The following is a 16,462-nucleotide window of genomic DNA, read 5'->3' on the forward strand; positions in this document are numbered from 1 at the left end:
CGGCGGAGAGAGAAGAAGTGAGACGGAAAGATCGGGAGAGAATGTCGTGAGTACTTCCGCTCCGCAGCGGCAGGCCGAGAGGCAGCGGGAACGTCCGGACGCGTCCGGCACCGGAGTCACCGCTCCCCGGCGCGCGCCGCAGCCGGTGCCCGCCCGTCGGCGGCTGCCGCGGATCGGGGCCGCCGACCGCGAGGTGCTGTGGCTGTATCTGCTGACCCGGGCCGGGATCTGGACCACCGCGTACTGCACCCGGTGGCTGTTCCCCGACGACGGGCGGGCCCGCCACTCCGGTTCGTTCTTCTCGTCGTGGCAGCGGTGGGACTGGTGGCACTACCTGCACATAGCCCAGTCCGGTTACTTCCCGGACGGGACCGGTCCCTGGACGGCCGACTGGGACAACAGGGAGGCGTTCTTCCCCGGCTTCCCGTTCCTGCTGCGGGCCGTCCACACGGTCGTCCCCAGCTGGTCCGCCGCCGGGGCGCTGATCTCGTTCGTGGCCGGTGGGGTCGCCGTACTGGCCCTGGCCCGGATCGCCCGGCTGCATCTGCCGCAGGAGGGCGCGGGGCCCCGCGCCGCGTTGTTCTTCCTGCTCTCCCCGTGCGCGGTCTTCCTCGCCGCCGGCTACACCGAGGCGCTCTTCCTCGCCTTCGCCCTGCCGGCCTGGCTGGCCGCCCAGCGGCTCAACTGGCCGCTGGCGGCCCTCCTCGCCTGCCTGGCCACCACCGTCCGGGTCAGCGGGCTCTTCCTCGCCGGGGCGATCGCGGTGCACTTCCTGGTGACCGCCCGCAGCTCCGCGCCCTGGCGCCGTCTCCCCTGGCTGGCGCTGCCCGCCCTGCCGCCACTGCTCCACAGCTGGTACCTGCACGCGCACACCGGTGACTGGATGGCCTGGAAGCACGCCGAGGAGCGCGGCTGGTACCGCGACTTCCACGCCCCCTGGGAGGCGTGGAAGAACACCTGGCACGCCGCGTTCGGGCACTCCCAGAGCACCGGGTACGCCCTGATGTGCCAGGCCGAACTCCTCACCATGGTCGTCGGCCTGGTGCTGTGCGGCCTGCTGCTGCGGCGGCGGCGCTGGGCGGAGGCGGTGTACATCGCGCTCAGCCTGTGGGCACTGGGCACGTCCTACTGGTACACCTCCATGCCCCGGGCGACCCTGCTGTGGTGGCCCCTGTGGACCGGGCTCGCCGCCTGGAGCCTGCGGAACCCGCGCGTCAGGACGGTCTGCCTCACCGTCGGGGCGCCGCTGACGACGGTCGTCGCCGTCACGTTCCTCTCCGGACGGTGGGCCGGCTGAACCGTGCGGGGAGGGCCGGGTCGGGCCGTCCCGACCCGGCGAAGCCCACCCAGGCGCTGATCATCCGGTCGCGGAACCCGGTCTGTCCGGCCTTCCGGTCTGTCCGGCCTTCCGGCTTTCCGGCTTTCCGGCCTTCACGTCCTGGAACAGGTCCAGGTCGAACAGGTAGGCCGGCTCGGACGCCCGGGACGGCCGCGGAAGACTGCGGAAGACTGCGGGGGGCTGCGGGGGGCTGCGGAAGTCTGCGGGGGGCCGCGGGGCCGAGGGCCGCGGCTCACCCTCCCGCCCGGCCCGGGTGGCACCCGGCGCCGTGCAGGGGCTTGCTGGTCCCGGGGGCGTCGGGCCGGCGACGGCCCCGGAGCCGGAGGAGGCGAACGTCCGCCCATGGAACCGCGACGGAAGACGCGACCGGACACCCGGGGCCGGGCTCTGCGCACTCCGCGGGCCGCGGGAACGGCCGGGGTCGTCTTCGCCCTGCTGCTCGCCGCCGCCATCGTCCTGACCCGGCTGGCGATCCCGTCCGAACCGGGCAGGAGCTCCGGCGAGTGGCTCACCGATCCCTCGCGCCGGCGCACGGTACGGACGGCGCTCGAACTCGTCCCGTTCGCGGGCATCTCCTTCCTGTGGTTCATGGGAGCCGTGCGCGCACGCATCGGGGACGCCGAGGACAAGTTCCTCGCCACCGTCTTCCTGGGCAGCGGCCTGGTCTTCGTCGCGACCCTCTTCGGGGCCACGGCGGCGGCCGGCAGCCTGCTGTCGACGAAGGGGGCCGAACCCGGGGGTCAGCTGTGGTCGTTCGGCGGGGACTTCACGTACGGCCTGCTGACCACCTACTCGATGCGCATGGCCGCGGTGTTCGTCTTCTCGACCTCCGGCATCGCGCACCGGCTCGGCGTCCTGCCACGTCCGCTCACGGTTCTCGGCGCCCTCGTGGGCCTGACCCTGCTCTTCGCGGCGGGCAGCGTCGCCTGGTCCGAGCTGGTGTTCCCCGTGTGGGCCCTGGCCGTCGGCATCCACATCATCGTGGCCGGTGCGGCTGATCCACCGGTCCGGCGGTGACCCCATCCCCACCGGCCGCCCCGTGACCCCACCGGTCACCCAGTGACTCCATCGGTCGCCCCGTGACTCCATCGGTCCGCCTGTGCTCGCGGATCCGGAACGGCCCTCGCACGCTGATGCGGGAGTGCTCGGAGTACTACGCGAAAGGGCGGCCCCTTGATGAGGCTTGTCGTCGATCTCAACCGGTGCCAGGGGTACGCACAGTGCGCGTTCCTGGCACCCGATGTCTTCGCCATGCACGGCGAGGAATCCCTGTTGTACAACCCGCACGCCGACGAGGCGCAGCGTGAGCAGGTGATGCGTGCCGCCACCGCGTGTCCGGTGCAGGCCATCCTGGTGGAGGACCCGGACGAGGCACCGGCCGGCGTGGGAGAGGGGCTGTCCGGTGTCCGGTGACGGTGCTCTGGAGCGGCTGAGGCGCGAGGGGCGGATCGTGATCGTCGGCGCCTCCCTGGCCGGCCTCCGGGCCGCGGAGACCCTGCGGAAGGAGGGCTTCACCGGTTCGCTCACGCTGATCGGTGACGAGCCCCACGAGCCGTACGACCGTCCCCCGCTGTCGAAACAGGTCCTGCTGGGCCACGCGTCCGCCGATCGCACCGAGCTGCCCCGGCGGCACGGGCTCGACGCCCGGTGGCGGCTCGGGGTCGCCGCCACCGGGCTGGACATGGCGGCCCGGCGGGTGCGGCTGGCCGACGGCGACGAGGTGGAGTACGACCGGCTGCTGATCGCCACCGGAGTACGGGCCCGGCCCTGGCCGCACCGGACGGAGGCCGAGCTGGAAGGGGTCTTCGTCCTGCGCACCCGCGACGACGCGGCCCGGCTGCACCGGCGGCTGGCGGCGTCGCCCCGCCGGGTGCTGGTCATCGGCGCGGGCTTCACCGGCTCCGAGATCGCCTCGGCCTGCCGTGAGCGCGGGCTGCCGGTGACCGTCGCCGAACGCGGGGCGGCGCCCCTCGTGGGCGCACTCGGCGGGGTGGTCGGCCAGGTGGCCGCGGAGCTCCAGCGCGCGCACGGGGTGGACCTGCGCTGCGGAATCATGGTCACCGGTCTGGAGGGCGACTCGGCGGGCCGGCTGCGACGGGCCCATCTGTCCGACGGCACCGCCCTCGACACGGATGTCGCCGTCGTCTCGCTCGGCGCGACGCGGAACACCGAGTGGCTGGCCGGGTCCGGGCTCGGCGCCGGTCCGCGCGGAATCGCCTGCGACGCGGGGTGCCGGGCCTTCGACGTACGCGGCATCGTGACCGACGACGTCTTCGTCGCCGGTGATGTCGCCCGGTCCCCGCACGCGATCTTCGGTTACCAGTTCCTCTCCCTGGAGCACTGGGGGAACGCCGTCGCGCAGGCCGAGACCGCGGCGCACAACATGATCAGCAGCAGTTCCGAGCGCCGCCCCCACCTGTGGGTGCCGGCCTTCTGGTCGTCCCAGTTCGGGGTCAACATCAAGTCGGTCGGCGTCCCCTCGCTGGGCGAGGAGATCATCGTCGCCCAGGGCTCGCTCGCCGACCACCGCTTCACCGGGGTGTACGGGTACCAGGGCCGGGTCATCGCCGCGGTCTCCTTCGACCAGACGAAGTGGCTGGAGTTCTACCAGCGGCAGATCGAGACCGCCGCGCCGTTCCCCCCGGAGTACTCCTCGGTGGACCGCCGCCCCGAAGGCCTGCGGCCGGTACCGGCCGACTTCCCGGACCCCTCCCTGCCCACCCACGGGCCGTCCGTCACCGTCAGCGGCTACTCACCCACCGACCAGCGGATCACCTTCAGCCCCGCCCGGGCCTGACCCCAGCAAGGATCCCGCCACCATGACGCAAGACACGCTCCTGCGGCAGATCATCGACTACGCCAACCGCGCCGACCCGTACCCGCTCTACGCCGAACTCCGGAAGAAACCGGTGCGTCAGGAGGGCGACGATCTGTTCGTCGTCAGCACGTACTGGGAGATCAAGAGCCTGCTGCACGATCCCCGGATCAGCTCCGACGCGCGCAACCTCTCCCCCGGCGCCGCGGGCACCCTGCTCCAGGAGGAGGAGGCCTCGCCGCTGCCGCCCGCCTTCCTGCGGCTGGACCCGCCCGAGCACGACCGGCTGCGCCGGATGACGATGCGCCCCTTCGGCCCGCCGGAGACACCCCGGCGCGTGCACAACATGCGCGGCGAACTGGCCCGCGTCGTCGACGGCCTCATCGACGGGTTCGGGGACCGGAAGGAGGTCGACATCGTCGACGACTTCGCCTACCCCTTCCCCGTCACCGTGATCTGCCGGCTGCTGGGCGTTCCGCGCGAGGACGAGGCACGCTTCCACTCCTGGGCCGACACCATCGCCGCCGGCCTCGACCCGGACCCGAGCGGGGATCCCGGTGCGCAGCGCCGCGCCACCCACGAGGCCCGCACCGAACTGGGGGCGTACCTGTCCGGGCTCATCGACGAACGCAGCGGTGCCCCCGGCGACGACATGCTCTCCGCACTGGCCACCCAGCAGGGCCCGGACGGGCAGATGACCCGGATGGAAGTGCTCAGCACCTCGGCGCTGCTCCTGATCGCCGGCCACGAGACCACGGTCAACCTCATCACCAACGGGACGCTCACCCTGCTGCGCAACCCCGATGTGCTCGAACGGCTGCGTGAGGACGCCGGGTTGGCCGTCCCGCTGGTGGAGGAGCTGCTGCGCTTCGAGCCGCCCGTGCAACTGCTCCCGCAGCGCACCACACTCGCGGACATCGACATCGCCGGCACCACCATCCCCAAGGGCGCCTCCGTCTGGCTCGTCCTGGCGTCCGGCAACCGGGACCCGAAACGGTTCCCCGACCCCGACCGCTTCGACCCCGACCGGCCGGACATCCAGCATCTCGGCTTCGGCAGCGGCATCCACAACTGCTTCGGCGCGCCCCTCGCCCGGCTGGAGGCCCAACTCGCCCTGACCGCACTGGCCCACCGCCTCGACGGCCCCCGGCTGGTGGACGACCCGCCCCCGTACCGGCAGAACGCCGTGCTGCGCGGGCCCCGCCATCTGAACGTCGCGTTCGACGGCCTGCGCGGCTGAGTCCGGTCCGGCACCTGCACGCGCGGGGCCTGGCCGACGATGATGGACGGATGCCGACGCACGAACCGGACCGGCGCGAGACCGGGCCCTCGCTGGAACGGATCCTCGGGCTGATCGACCCCGGGATGCTCGATGTCGTCGTGGCACCGCGCGGTACCGGTGTGCCGGTGACCGATGTGGTGCTGCACGACCCCGGCGAGGAGCGGGAGGACGACGGCGCGCGGGCGGCGGCCGGGCTGATCCTGCTCGCGGTCGGTGTGGAGGCCGCCTCGCCCGAGGCGCTCGACGTACTGCGCGCCGCCGACCGGGCCGGGGCGGCGGCCGTGGTGATGCGGCCCGGCGCCCGGGGGCCGCGCGCCGAACTGGTGGAGGCGGCGGGCCGGGGCCGCACGGCGCTGCTGACCCGGCGGCCGGGGCAGGGGTGGACGGAGGTGCTCGGCCGGTTGCGGACCGCCCTGGTGCACAGCGGCCCGGCCGGAACCGCCGGGGTGGCGGGGCTGCGGCCCGGCGACCTCTCCGGGCTGGCCAATACGGTGGCGGACCTGGTCGGCGGCGCCATCACGATCGAGGATCCGCAGTCGCGGGTGCTGGCCTATTCGCGACTGGACCACGAACCCGACCCGATGCGCCGGCTGACCATCCTCGGCCAGGAGGTCCCCCGCTGGCGGGTCGACGAACTCCGGGCGAGCGGCTTCTTCCGGACGCTGTGGAGCACCGAGGACGTGGTGCGGCTGCCCGCCGACGACCGGTACGCCGAGCGGCTGGCCATCGCGGTGCGCCACGGCTCCGAGGTGCTCGGGTCCATCTGGGCCGCCGCCGACGGCCGGCCGCTCGCCGAGGACGCGGCGGCCGCGCTGCGCACCGCGGCACGGGCCGCCGTTCCCCATCTGTCGCACCATCAGACCTGGGGCCGGGCGGCCGCCAGGGCGCGGGAAGGAGCCGTGCACGCGCTGCTGAGGGGGGACGTCCGGTCCGCGCGAGAGGCCGGGGTCACGGCGGACCGGCCGTACACGGTGGTGGTCGCGGAGGCGTACGACGGGCGGGGAGGCGAGGCCTACGACGGGCGGGGAGGCGACGGGCGGGGAGCCGGGGCGTACGACGCGCAGGACGCGGGGAGTGCCGGGCGGCGGGTGCTGGACGTGCTCGCGCTCCAGGCCGCCGCGTACCGGCCGGGGTGTGTGACCGCGCGGTCCGGGCGGCGGCTGTACGTGCTGGTCCCGGCCGGGGACGGGGAGGCGGATCCCGCGCGCGCACTGCTGGCGAGCGCGCGCTCGGTGCCGCGCGAGGTGGTCCTCGCGGGCGCCGGTCCGGTGGCGGCCGGGCCGGCCGGGCTGCCCGCCTCGCGGGAGGCCGCGGAGCTGGTGGTGCGGGTGCTGCGGGAGCGGGCCGCGAGGCTGCCGGCCGGGGAGGCGCGGTCGGCGGTGGCGGCGTACGACGAGGTGGTCCCCGAGGCGACGGTGCTCCGGCTGCTCGACCGGGTGGAGCCGTTGTGGGGGTCGCTGTCGGGGCCGGTGCACGCGATGGTCGAGCACGACCGGGCGCACGGTTCGGCGTACGGCGACTCGGTCACCGCCTACCTCGACGCGTCCTGCGACACGGGTACGGCCGCGCGGCGCCTCAATGTGCACCCCAACACCCTGCGGTACCGGCTGCGCCGGGCCCGGGAGCTGTTCGGCGTCGATCCGGCCGACCCCGCGGTGCGGCTGCTCGTGGAGATCGGGCTGCGGCTCGCGGCCCGCCGGTCGCACCGGGCCGGAAGCCCTTGATCGTTCCGCTGTCCGGTACGGCAAAGGAACCGGGCGGGTGTCGTCGTGTCGGTCGAAGACGCGCCGTCCCCCGCGCGCCGATGCTGTCCGTACGACAGGCAGGGCGGCTGTGGCGGACAGCGGAACGATCAAGGGCTGCTCCCTGTGGCGGACCTGGCGGACGAAGGGGTGTTCCTATGACTCGCACGACTTCCGGTTCGGCGTCCCGGCAGCGCGGCGACCGCCGCACGGCGGCGCTGGCGCGTGCGGTGGAGGACGGGCTGCTCGGTCCGCACTCCCCCGTGGTCGGTCTCCTCGACGTGGACGGTGTGCTCGCCGCGGTGGACGCGCTGAACGAGGCGTTCGCGGGGCCCGCGCCGGTGCAGCACACGTTCGCGGCCAAGGCGTGCGGTCTGGTGCCGGTGCTGCGGCTGCTCGCGGACGCGGGTATGGGGTGCGAGGTCGCCTCGCCCGGCGAGCTGGAGCAGGCCCTCGCGGCCGGGTTCCCGTACGACCGGCTGGTCTTCGACAGCCCCGCGAAGACCGTCGGGGAGCTGGAGTTCGCGCTGGCCCACGGCATCGCGATCAACCTGGACAACTTCCAGGAGCTGGCCCGGGTGGACCGCCTGCTGGCCGGCCGGGAGGCCGCCGGACCCATCGGGCTCCGGGTGAACCCGCAGGTCGGGGCCGGGGCCATCGGCGCGATGAGCACCGCGACCGCGACCTCGAAGTTCGGCGTCGCGCTACGTGATCCGGGTGCCGTGGACGCGGTGACCGAGGCGTTCGAGCGCCGCCCCTGGCTCAACCGGCTGCACGCGCACGTCGGTTCCCAGGGCTGCCCGCTGCCGCTCATCGCCGAGGGCATCCGCGTGGCGTACGAGCTGGCCGAGCGGATCAACGACCGGCTGGGCCACGCCCGGATCACCGGGATCGACATCGGCGGCGGCCTGCCCGTCAACTTCACCGACGAGGACGACCGGCCCACGTACGCCGACCACGTCGCCGAACTCCGCGAAGCCGCACCGGGGCTCTTCGACGGGCGCTACACCCTCGTCACCGAGTTCGGCCGCTCGCTGCTGGCCAAGAGTGGAACGATCGGCACCGTCGTCGAGTACACCAAGTCGGCAGGCGGCCGGCGGATCGCGGTCACGCACGCGGGCGCCCAGGTCGCCACCCGTACGGTGTTCATGCCCGGATCCTGGCCGCTGCGCGTCGGGGTCTTCGACGCCGCGGGCCGCCCGAAGCGGGGACCGGCCCAGGTCGTCGACATCGCGGGCCCCTGCTGCTTCGCCGGGGACCTCACCGCGACCGGGGTCTGGCTGCCCGCCATCGAGCCCGGCGACGTGGTCGCCCTCCACGACACCGGCGCGTACTACTTCTCCTCGCACTTCTCGTACAACTCGCTGCCCCGGCCCGCGGTGTACGGCTACCGCACCGACGCCGGCGGGCGGGTGCGGTTCGCGCTGGTGCGCGAGGCGCAGAGCGTGCGCGAGGTCGTCGAGGAGAGCGGTCTCGCGCAGGCGGAGGCGCTGGTGGAGCTGCGCAGGGCGTGACTGCCCCGGAACCCCCGGGCGCCGCGCCCCCGTTCTCCGCGGACCCGCGCCACTCCCGCGTACACGCCGTTGGGCTCGTACTCCGGCGCCGGGGTGTCCTTGTACCACTCGGGGCCGGACACCAGCCCGGGGGCCACGAACTCCAGCCCCTCGCGGTGGACCTTTCCCCGGTCAGGTCCTGCGGCCGAAGAACTCGATCTCGGCGACGGCGAGACGGCGGTCGGGGCCCGCTCCGTACGTGGTGTCGGTGGTGAGCCGGGCCCTGACGATCTCCGAGCCGCGCAGGTCGAAGGTCTGCTGGCCCGGCTGGTCCTTGACCCGCAGCTTCCTGCTGACGCTGGTTCCGTCGGCGGAGGTCAGCAGCACGGTGATCCTCGCCGGGCGGGCCTGGGTGAGGAACTCGTCCATCTTGGCCGACGTGCCCGAGAAGACCACCAGCTTCAGCACGCGCACCGGCTGCTCGAAGTCGCACTCCAGGTACTGCCCCACTCCGGTGTCGGTCCCGGCGGCCGAGGGGGCCCAGTAGCGGTTGTTGAAGCCGTCGAACGCCGCGCCCGCCGGGTGCCCCGGAGCCCTGCTGGAGGCCCGGAACCGGGTCGGCGGCACCGCCTCCGGCGTCCCGGTCTCGTCCTTGGCGAAGCCGAACCAGCCGGGCACGTGCGGAAGCGCGAACCAGACCCCGCACGCCAGCACGATCAGCACGACCGGCAGCGCCAGACCGGGGCGGCGCCACAGCCGGCGCTTGGGCCGGGTGCCCGCGGTGGGCGCCTGACGCGGCCGCCGCCGGAAGATCCGGCGCCACCAGACAGGCCGCACCTCGGGCGGTGGTCCCGGGTTCAGGAGCAGTGCGCAGCGGATGCACAGGGTTCGGTCCGGGGCGTTCTCCGTACGGCAGTTGGGACAGCGGACGGGCGGGGCGGGCGGCGGACCCGGGGGTGTGCGCGCCGGGCCGGGCGGTACGTCGGGCAGCGCCTCGGGCCCCGGCACCGGCTCGTCCGTCTCCTCGCCGGGGCGGCGCGGGGCGGCGGTCGGGGCGACGGGGGGCCGCGGGGAGGGCCGGGGCGACGGTTGCGGCTGCGGCTGCGGCAGGGGGACGGGGTGCGGCTCAGGATCCGGCCGCGGCGCGGGGGCGGCCGGAGGGACGTGGGGATCCCAGTGCGCCCGGGGCGGCCGGGTGGTGGAGGGCGCCGGGGTTCCGCCCGGCGGCTCCTCCCATTCCAGGAACGCCTGGCACGACGTACAGAACTGCGTCCCCGGCGCGTTGTTCTGCCCGCACGACTCGCAGATCACAGCACCTCCAGGTCGAAGCCCACGTGCGCCGGTATCTCCGTACGGATCAGCTCCTCCAGCCGCACCCGGTCGACCTGGTACGGCTGCGTGGCCCGGACCCGGACCGTCACCCAGGGCCGCGGGCCGCCCGGGAACCGGGTGTGCGGCATCGTCGACCACGCCGTGCCGCCGCTCTCCACGATCTCCGGCTCGATCCCGGTCTCCAGCAGCACCGCCTCCGCGAGACCGCGCCGGGTGCCCCGCCGGCTGTGCCGCTCGACCGCGCCGCGCACCGTCGCCCGCCGCTGCCCGACCGGTTGGTCCGTGCGGGTGTCGACGGCCACCCACTGGGCCAGCCAGTCGAGGAAGTCCTCCGGCGCGCTGCGCGGGTCGAGGTGGGCGGGCAGGTTGTCGATGGAGAGCAGGACCGGGGCGAGTACGTCGTCCAGCGCCGCGAGGAACCGTTGCAGGAAGTCCTGCTCCAGGTAGACCGCCGGGAGCTGTTCGATCAACGGGTGCGGCGTCGGCAGGCCGGTCACGGCTGTGCGCATGGTGGTCAGGCCTCCCGTACCCGGAGCTGGTGCTCGTAGCTGAAGACCAGCGCGTGCCGGTCCAGCGCGATCTTGGTGGTGGGTTCGCCGCGCTGCCCGTTCACGGGGTCCGCGGGGAAGAGGCGTACGTCCTCCACCAGGTCCACGCCCGCCACCTGCTGGAGCACGGCGAACGCCTCGCCCGACTGGATCGGCCGGCCGAACGGCCAGCCGTCCCGGCCCGGTCCACCGCTCAGCGGGTTGAAGTAGCTGTAGAGGGCGGTCAGCGCCTCCTCCCGCACCTTCTCCAGCACGACACCTCTGCGGGCCTGGACCGTGGCGACCACCGTGACGCCCTGGTAGAAGGGCCGCTCGACCACCAACCGGGCGCCGATCGGCCTGCGTTCGTCCAGATGGCCCGCGATCAGCGCGAGGGTCTGCTGCGGCGGGATCAGCTCGTCGAACCGGATCCGGCCCTGCTCGTCGCTGCGCCCGGCCGGTACGACGAGCAGCCGCACCCCGCCCGCCTCGACGGCCGAGTCCTCGCCTGCCGGGATGCACTGCACCCGGGCCGCGTCCGGCGCGACCTCGCGGGCCAGCAGCTCGTAGTCGTGCGGCACGACGGCCCGGTGCAGGGTCCGCAGCGTCATCGGCCCGCGCACCCGTGCGCTCTCCACCGTCTCCCCGTCCACCCCGCCCAGCGCCGCACCCCGGTTCTCCACCCGGGCCACGTACGGGATGGCGCTGCGCAGCACCCGGAGGGTGGAGCGGGCGACGTTGCCGCGCAGGCCGCCGCCGGTGCGGTACGAGCGCACGCGTACGGTGGCGCCCTTCGGCGGCACCTTCCCGTAGTAGCGGATGGAACCGTCCCGCTCCCGTACCGCCGGGCCGAACTCGACCCGCCCCGAGTTGGGGTCGAGCGTGATGTGCCGGTCCTCGGGGCCGGAGTGCGCGAAGTCGTCGACCCGGGTCCACTCCGTGCCCTGCGGGCCGCCCGACGGGTCCGCGACCTCGACGACGAAGTCGCCGGGTACGACGGGTGGGCGGCTGATCGTGAAGGTCTGGCCGGGTACGCCCTCGGCGGGGCCGAGCACCTCGTCGGTCACGGTCTCGGCGTGCACGGCGGCGACGGTCGCACCGATCGTGAACGCGGTGATCCGGCGGACCACCGGGGGCGCCATGTAGGTGGGCTGTCCCGGGGCGGCCTCCACCAGCCGGCAGCGCAGCCAGCCGCCGGTCCGGCGCACGACGACGTTGGGGGTGTGGCCCTTGGGGAGGTGCAGGATCAGTTCCCCGGACCGGTTGAAGCCGCCGGTGTCGTCCTTCTCGACCTCGCAGGCCGTCCAGGCGGCGCCGTCCCACGCCTCCCAGACCAGCGGCGGACGCAGCGGGTCCACTCCGACGCCCTCGACGGCGCAGTCCAGCCGGAGCACGACGACGCCCGAGGGGACGGCCGCGGACAGACCGACGTAGAGGGCGTCGCCGGGCGCGGGCGTGGTGCCGAAGCAGGGGACGGGACGGCCCAGCGCGAGTTCCTCGGTACGGTCCAGGGTGTCGCCGGACGTCGGCCAGGTGGCGAGATGGGCGAACTCGCAGGGAACTACGGACAGTTCGCCGTCGGTCGTGAAGACCACCGCTTCCTCGGTCTCGGTGCGTACGGTCGCGACCTCCGTGCCGGCCCGCACCCGTACCGGCTCTGGCTGTGGCGCCGAGAGCCGGAACGTCACATCGGTGCGGGCGGCCGTGGGCTGGTGGAGCCGGACCCCGATCAGGTCGAGAAAGGTCAGATAGCTCTTCTCCGGTACGCGGTTCACCCGGTAGACGAGCTGGTCGACCATGGTCGCGAAGGCCTCGATGAGGGTCACTCCGGGGTCCGACACATTGTGGTCGGTCCACTCGGGGCAGCGCTGCTGGACGAGCCGTTTCGCCTCGTCGACCAGGCCCTGGAAGTGACGGTCGTCCAGGTACGGGCTGGGCAGTGTCACGCGCCGTCCACCTCTTCGTGCTGCGGGATCACATAGAACGGGAAGACCAGGTTCCGGGGGTCGTTGGCGCCCCGCACGGTGTAGCCGATGTCGATGTACAGGACGCCGTTGTCCGCCTCGTCGAACCGGACGACGACCTCGGTGACCTCGATCCGGGGCTCCCACCGGTCCAGCGCGAGCCGCACCTCGTAGGCGAGCTGCCCGGCCGTGCCCGCGTCCGCCGGGGCGAACACGTAGTCGTTGACGGCGCAGCCGAACTCCGGACGCATCGGCCGCTCGCCCGGCGACGTCGCGAGGATCAGCCGGATCGACTCCTCCAGCTCGTGCTCACCGCGCACCAGGGCGATGGAGCCGGTGGCGTCGGTGCGCGGCGGGAAGGCCCAGCCCGCGCCGATGAACTCCTGTCCCATGGCCGCTCAGCCTCCGATCAGCACGGTCGGGCACCCGGACACGATCGGCGCGCCGCAGCCGGCCCGGTCCCCGACCCGGGCGGCGGGGCGGCCGCCGATCAGCACCGTGGTGCTGCCGGGCGGGACGATCACGGACGGGGCGTGGACCGCGGGCGGCGGCATCGCGCACAGGTGCGGGGTGCCGACCGTGGCGGCGGGGAGCCCGCCGATCAGCACGGTCGGAACGCCGGGGGGCCCGACCGTGCCGGGGTGGCCGGTGGGGTCACCGACCCGTGCGGCTGCTGACATGGCAGTCCGTTCCTCTCGCTCCGGGCGTCCGCGCCGTCAATTGATCTTCACCATGGGTGCGTTGACGGCCAGGGAGCCGCCGCTCCTGATGTCGGTGCGCTGCGTTCCGTCGACCGTGACCTGACCGCCCCGCACGGCCACCGTGCCGCCGGTGGAGAGCTTGACCTCGCCGGTCCCGCCGTCGACGCTCACCCCGCCGCGGGACTTCAACGTGACGCTGTCGCCGCTCAGTTCGAGCGTCCCCTGCCCGCCGTCCAGCGTGACGCCGCGGTCGGCCCTGATGGACACCTGCTGCTTGGCCTCGATGTTCACGCTGCCGTCGCTGTTGATCACGATCACGGTGCCCTTGCGGTCCAGATCGATCTTCAGCTTTCCGTCGCCGGTGAGCAGGCGTACGCCCTGCGGACCGTTGGCGTCGTCCAGGAGTTCCAGCTGGTTGCCGCTCTTGGAGGCGATCGAACGCCGGTTGACGGCCCCGCTGGTCGGGTCGACGAGCGGGGCGCCCGGGGCGGAGCCCTGGGCGGACCCCGAGGTGTCCGGGCTGCCGGTCACGGCACCGGCCACAGCACCGGCCACGCCCGCCGGAGAGCCGGCACCGCCTCCGCCACCGCCGCCGCTGCCCTGTGACGGCCGGTCCTTCCCGTTGTACAGACCGGCGAGGACGTACGGACGGTCCAGATGGCCGTGCTCGAACCCCACCAGCACCTCGTCCCCGACCTCGGGGATGAACGCCTCGCCGCCGCTCGTCCCGCCCGACTGGGCCGTACGCGCCCAGTCGCTGGCGTACTCGTCCGACAGCCAGGGGAACCGCACCTTGACCCGGCCCGAGCCCTCCGGGTCATGGGTGTCCGTGACCGTCCCGCTGACCAGCCCCACGCACCGTGAACCGCCACCGGAGCCGCCCGCCCCCGGCCCGCCGCCGGTCAGCCCGAACAGCGAACGCTCCTGCTGCCCGGAGACGGTGAGCCAGGTCTCGTAGCCGCGCACCGGGTCGAAGACATGCCGGGACGACGTGACCGTGTACCGCCCCTCGAACGGCGCCCCCACCGCGTTGAGCGCCACCGCGCTGCCGGCCCGCACCTCCGGGTTCCCCCGGATCGCCGCCTCCAGCTCCGCGAACGACCCGGCGATCCGCTCCGCCAGGGCCTTCGCCGCCTGGTCCACCTGCGCCTGTGCCCCGTACGCCGCGTCGGTGACCACGAAGCGCGCCTCGCCGAACGGGGCGGACACCTCGGCCGCGCTCACCCCCAGCTCCAGCGTCGCCGACTTCCCGGCGGGCGCCCGCCCGACCAGCGGCCGCTTGGCCTTGACGTCCCAGCCGCGCACCTCGACCTCGGAGACCTGCTCGGCCGAGGACACCCCGGCCCGGCAGCGCAGCAGGTTGCTGCCCATCTCCAGGACCAGCGGGTCGCGGTCGGCCCGCGCCGAACCGTCGGGGGCGCCGCTCGCCTCCGCGGGCCGGGTGATGTGCAGCCGGCCGTCGAGCACGTACGCCTGGGCACCCGCCTCCTCGGCCAGGTCCCGGATGAACTCCCAGTCCGTGACGTTGGGCTGGGCGATGTGTTCGAGCACCGGACCGGCCACGTCGACGGTGCCCGGCCTGAGTCCGGCGCGCTGGGCGACCTGGGCGCAGATGTCGGCGAGCGTCATGTTCTGGTAGCTGGCCACCCGGCGCCCCCGGAACAGCCGGTGCGACTCGTCGAGCCCGCGTACGACGGTGAACGTGCCGGTCTCGTCGAGCTCCACCTCCAGAGCGGTGACGACCCCCTTGAGCAGCGGTTTCGGCTCCGAGTCACCGCCCGCGCGGGCCAGCAGCCGGGCCTCGCTGCCGATCTTCAGCCCGGTCTGCTCCAGCAGCACCCGGTCCGGGTCGCGGAAGCGCAGGAGGAACAGGTCGGGCAGCGTACGGCTGTCGTCGACGTACCCCTCGACCAGGGTGTTCACGAACTTCGCCGGCAGCGGACTGCCGCCGAACTCCACCACCAGCGCCGTCGCGACGCCCGGCTGCGCCATCAGGACCGCCCTCCGCGCTCGGCCTCTCGGAGCCGGTTCAGCTCGTCGAGCGCGGGGAGCAGCAGCTGCCGTCCGGGGGCCAGCCGCAGCGGGTCGTCGATCCCGTTCGCCTCGGCGATCACCCGCCAGGCCGCCGGGTCGCCGTACTCGCGCTGGGCGAGCGAGGGCAGCGAGTCCCCGGCACCCAGCTGGTGCACCCGGCGGGCGGCGAGGGCGCCCGAGGTCGGGTTCTGGCCCGGGGTGTCGCCGCTGATCTCCTCCATCGTCACCTGGCAGACGGCCCTGATCGGCACGCCCGACGTGGTGAACAGGGTGTACTTCGCCTGCACCTGGCTCACGTAGCCGGGGAACCCGGTCAGCCCGCCCCAGTGGAAGACCACCCACGGCGGCGAGGACCGCTGCTGCTGACGGGTCTCGTTCGTCGGCACGCAGCAGGCGAAGAGCTGCTCCACGGAGGTCACCACCCGGGTGTCCTGGGTGTCGCTGGCGTCGAAGAACATCTCCACGGTGAGCTTGCTGGGCTGCGAGCCCTGGTACTCCGGCGGGCCGGAGCTCTTCGCGCCCTTGGCCGGACTCCGTTTCCAGGAAGCGGCCTTGGTGAGGCTCAGCTCCTTGGGGTTGAACTGGAAGTCGATCCGCCCGCACGGGCCACCGGGGGTGAGTCCGCCGCCGGTCGGCGGGGTCCGCAGCTCCAGATAGGCGTGCTCCAGCTTGGGCCGGGCCGAACCGCCCCTGCCCGGCTTCGCTCCGGCCGCCCCGGACGTACCGGCGGCGCTGAAGGCGATGGGACCGGCACCGCTCACGACGCTCAGCCCTCCATCACATAGCCGTGATGGGCGATCTCGATCGTCTCCATCGCGACCTTGGGCGATTCGGGGGTGAAGGAGGGCCCGGTCCAGCGGACCGGGACGACCTCCAGCAGCCCCCACTGGGCCACCTTCTGCCCGTCCCCGGTCCGCGCCTCGATGTGCGCCGTCTTGCGGCTGAACCCGGTCGTCATGGTGGCGAACCAGCGCGCCACCTTCTCGGTCTCCTTGGTGAGCGGCCGGGACAGCTTGACGTTCGAGTACTTCAGCCGGGTCGGCAGCTGCCACAGATGCCCGTTGTTGCCGCCCTCCTCACGGGTTTCGAGCACCACTTCGCAGCCCAGCCCGTCGCATGTGTTGAACGATCCGAGCTCGATGTCGTCGATCGTGACGACGAAGCAGACACTGACGGCGGGATCGTTCTCCTGGGCGGTGGCCATGGTCCGTACCTCTCGATCTCAGTGCCTGG

At 73.6% G+C, this 16,462-nt stretch carries 15 protein-coding genes; 7 read left to right on the plus strand and 8 right to left on the minus strand.

Going from position 1 to position 16,462, the window contains the following annotated elements; genetic code table 11:
- Positions 1-46: 46 nt before the first annotated feature.
- From ACGF8B_RS00535 to ACGF8B_RS00565, 7 genes are all read left to right on the plus strand, one after another.
- Positions 47-1,297 (plus strand): mannosyltransferase family protein, encoded by a 1,251-nt coding sequence (locus tag ACGF8B_RS00535; RefSeq protein WP_392733457.1) that lies wholly within the window; start codon positions 47-49, stop codon positions 1,295-1,297.
- Between the two features lie 384 nt (positions 1,298-1,681).
- Positions 1,682-2,356: a hypothetical protein gene (locus tag ACGF8B_RS00540; RefSeq protein ID WP_392733459.1), complete on the plus strand. Its 675-nt coding sequence runs from the start codon at positions 1,682-1,684 to the stop codon at positions 2,354-2,356.
- Positions 2,357-2,515: 159 nt separating this feature from the next.
- Positions 2,516-2,752: a ferredoxin gene (locus tag ACGF8B_RS00545; RefSeq protein ID WP_392733461.1), complete on the plus strand. Its 237-nt coding sequence runs from the start codon at positions 2,516-2,518 to the stop codon at positions 2,750-2,752.
- Positions 2,742-4,136, plus strand: a complete 1,395-nt coding sequence (locus tag ACGF8B_RS00550) for an NAD(P)/FAD-dependent oxidoreductase (RefSeq protein ID WP_392733463.1) — start codon at positions 2,742-2,744, stop codon at positions 4,134-4,136. The genes ACGF8B_RS00545 and ACGF8B_RS00550 overlap by 11 nt, the downstream gene beginning before the upstream one ends.
- A 22-nt stretch (positions 4,137-4,158) precedes the next feature.
- Positions 4,159-5,394, plus strand: coding sequence for a cytochrome P450 (locus ACGF8B_RS00555; protein ID WP_392733465.1), 1,236 nt, complete (start codon positions 4,159-4,161; stop codon positions 5,392-5,394).
- Positions 5,395-5,444: 50 nt separating this feature from the next.
- Positions 5,445-7,160 carry a PucR family transcriptional regulator gene (locus ACGF8B_RS00560; protein ID WP_392733467.1) on the plus strand — a complete coding sequence of 572 codons (1,716 nt, stop codon included), beginning with the start codon at positions 5,445-5,447 and terminating at the stop codon, positions 7,158-7,160.
- Between the two features lie 176 nt (positions 7,161-7,336).
- Positions 7,337-8,692, plus strand: coding sequence for a diaminopimelate decarboxylase (locus ACGF8B_RS00565; protein ID WP_392733469.1), 1,356 nt, complete (start codon positions 7,337-7,339; stop codon positions 8,690-8,692).
- A 171-nt stretch (positions 8,693-8,863) separates the two neighbouring features.
- On the opposite strand, the gene ACGF8B_RS00570 is transcribed toward ACGF8B_RS00565, so the two are convergent.
- The 8 genes from ACGF8B_RS00570 to ACGF8B_RS00605 all read right to left on the minus strand — a co-directional run bounded on the left by ACGF8B_RS00570 (position 8,864) and on the right by ACGF8B_RS00605 (position 16,433).
- Positions 8,864-9,679, minus strand: a complete 816-nt coding sequence (locus ACGF8B_RS00570) for a discoidin domain-containing protein (protein ID WP_392733471.1) — start codon at positions 9,677-9,679, stop codon at positions 8,864-8,866.
- 299 nt (positions 9,680-9,978) lie between these two features.
- On the minus strand, positions 9,979-10,512 hold the full coding sequence (locus ACGF8B_RS00575) for a phage tail protein (protein ID WP_392733472.1): 534 nt from the start codon (positions 10,510-10,512) through the stop codon (positions 9,979-9,981).
- 5 nt (positions 10,513-10,517) lie between these two features.
- The gene (locus tag ACGF8B_RS00580) at positions 10,518-12,476 is read right to left on the minus strand and encodes a putative baseplate assembly protein (protein ID WP_392733474.1); all 1,959 of its coding nucleotides are present in this window, start codon (positions 12,474-12,476) and stop codon (positions 10,518-10,520) included.
- Positions 12,473-12,886, minus strand: coding sequence for a GPW/gp25 family protein (locus ACGF8B_RS00585; RefSeq protein ID WP_124720016.1), 414 nt, complete (start codon positions 12,884-12,886; stop codon positions 12,473-12,475). The genes ACGF8B_RS00580 and ACGF8B_RS00585 overlap by 4 nt, the downstream gene beginning before the upstream one ends.
- A 6-nt stretch (positions 12,887-12,892) precedes the next feature.
- Positions 12,893-13,174, minus strand: coding sequence for a PAAR domain-containing protein (locus tag ACGF8B_RS00590; protein ID WP_392733476.1), 282 nt, complete (start codon positions 13,172-13,174; stop codon positions 12,893-12,895).
- 36 nt (positions 13,175-13,210) lie between these two features.
- Positions 13,211-15,187, minus strand: coding sequence for a VgrG-related protein (locus tag ACGF8B_RS00595; protein ID WP_392733478.1), 1,977 nt, complete (start codon positions 15,185-15,187; stop codon positions 13,211-13,213).
- Entirely contained in the window at positions 15,187-15,990 is an 804-nt protein-coding gene (locus ACGF8B_RS00600; RefSeq protein ID WP_392733480.1) for a peptidase M23, read from the minus strand. Before ACGF8B_RS00600 ends, ACGF8B_RS00595 begins: the two co-directional genes overlap by 1 nt.
- 5 nt (positions 15,991-15,995) lie before the next feature.
- On the minus strand, positions 15,996-16,433 hold the full coding sequence (locus ACGF8B_RS00605; RefSeq protein WP_072488542.1) for a phage tail protein: 438 nt from the start codon (positions 16,431-16,433) through the stop codon (positions 15,996-15,998).
- Between the last annotated feature and the right edge of the window lie 29 nt (positions 16,434-16,462).

The sequence above is a fragment of the Streptomyces sp. NPDC047917 genome, from assembly GCF_043204345.1.
Classification (GTDB): Bacteria; Actinomycetota; Actinomycetes; order Streptomycetales; family Streptomycetaceae; genus Streptomyces; species Streptomyces sanglieri.

Excerpts from the sequence above, each read along its gene's own strand:
- ACGF8B_RS00540 (WP_392733459.1), top strand. The coding sequence starts at position 1,682 with ATGGAACCGCGACGGAAGACGCGACCGGACACCCGGGGCCGGGCTCTG.
- ACGF8B_RS00545 (WP_392733461.1), top strand. The coding sequence starts at position 2,516 with ATGAGGCTTGTCGTCGATCTCAACCGGTGCCAGGGGTACGCACAGTGC.
- ACGF8B_RS00555 (WP_392733465.1), top strand. The coding sequence starts at position 4,159 with ATGACGCAAGACACGCTCCTGCGGCAGATCATCGACTACGCCAACCGC.
- ACGF8B_RS00560 (WP_392733467.1), top strand. The coding sequence starts at position 5,445 with ATGCCGACGCACGAACCGGACCGGCGCGAGACCGGGCCCTCGCTGGAA.
- ACGF8B_RS00565 (WP_392733469.1), top strand. The coding sequence starts at position 7,337 with ATGACTCGCACGACTTCCGGTTCGGCGTCCCGGCAGCGCGGCGACCGC.
- ACGF8B_RS00575 (WP_392733472.1), bottom strand. The coding sequence starts at position 10,512 with ATGCGCACAGCCGTGACCGGCCTGCCGACGCCGCACCCGTTGATCGAA.
- ACGF8B_RS00585 (WP_124720016.1), bottom strand. The coding sequence starts at position 12,886 with ATGGGACAGGAGTTCATCGGCGCGGGCTGGGCCTTCCCGCCGCGCACC.
- ACGF8B_RS00590 (WP_392733476.1), bottom strand. The coding sequence starts at position 13,174 with ATGTCAGCAGCCGCACGGGTCGGTGACCCCACCGGCCACCCCGGCACG.
- ACGF8B_RS00595 (WP_392733478.1), bottom strand. The coding sequence starts at position 15,187 with ATGGCGCAGCCGGGCGTCGCGACGGCGCTGGTGGTGGAGTTCGGCGGC.
- ACGF8B_RS00605 (WP_072488542.1), bottom strand. The coding sequence starts at position 16,433 with ATGGCCACCGCCCAGGAGAACGATCCCGCCGTCAGTGTCTGCTTCGTC.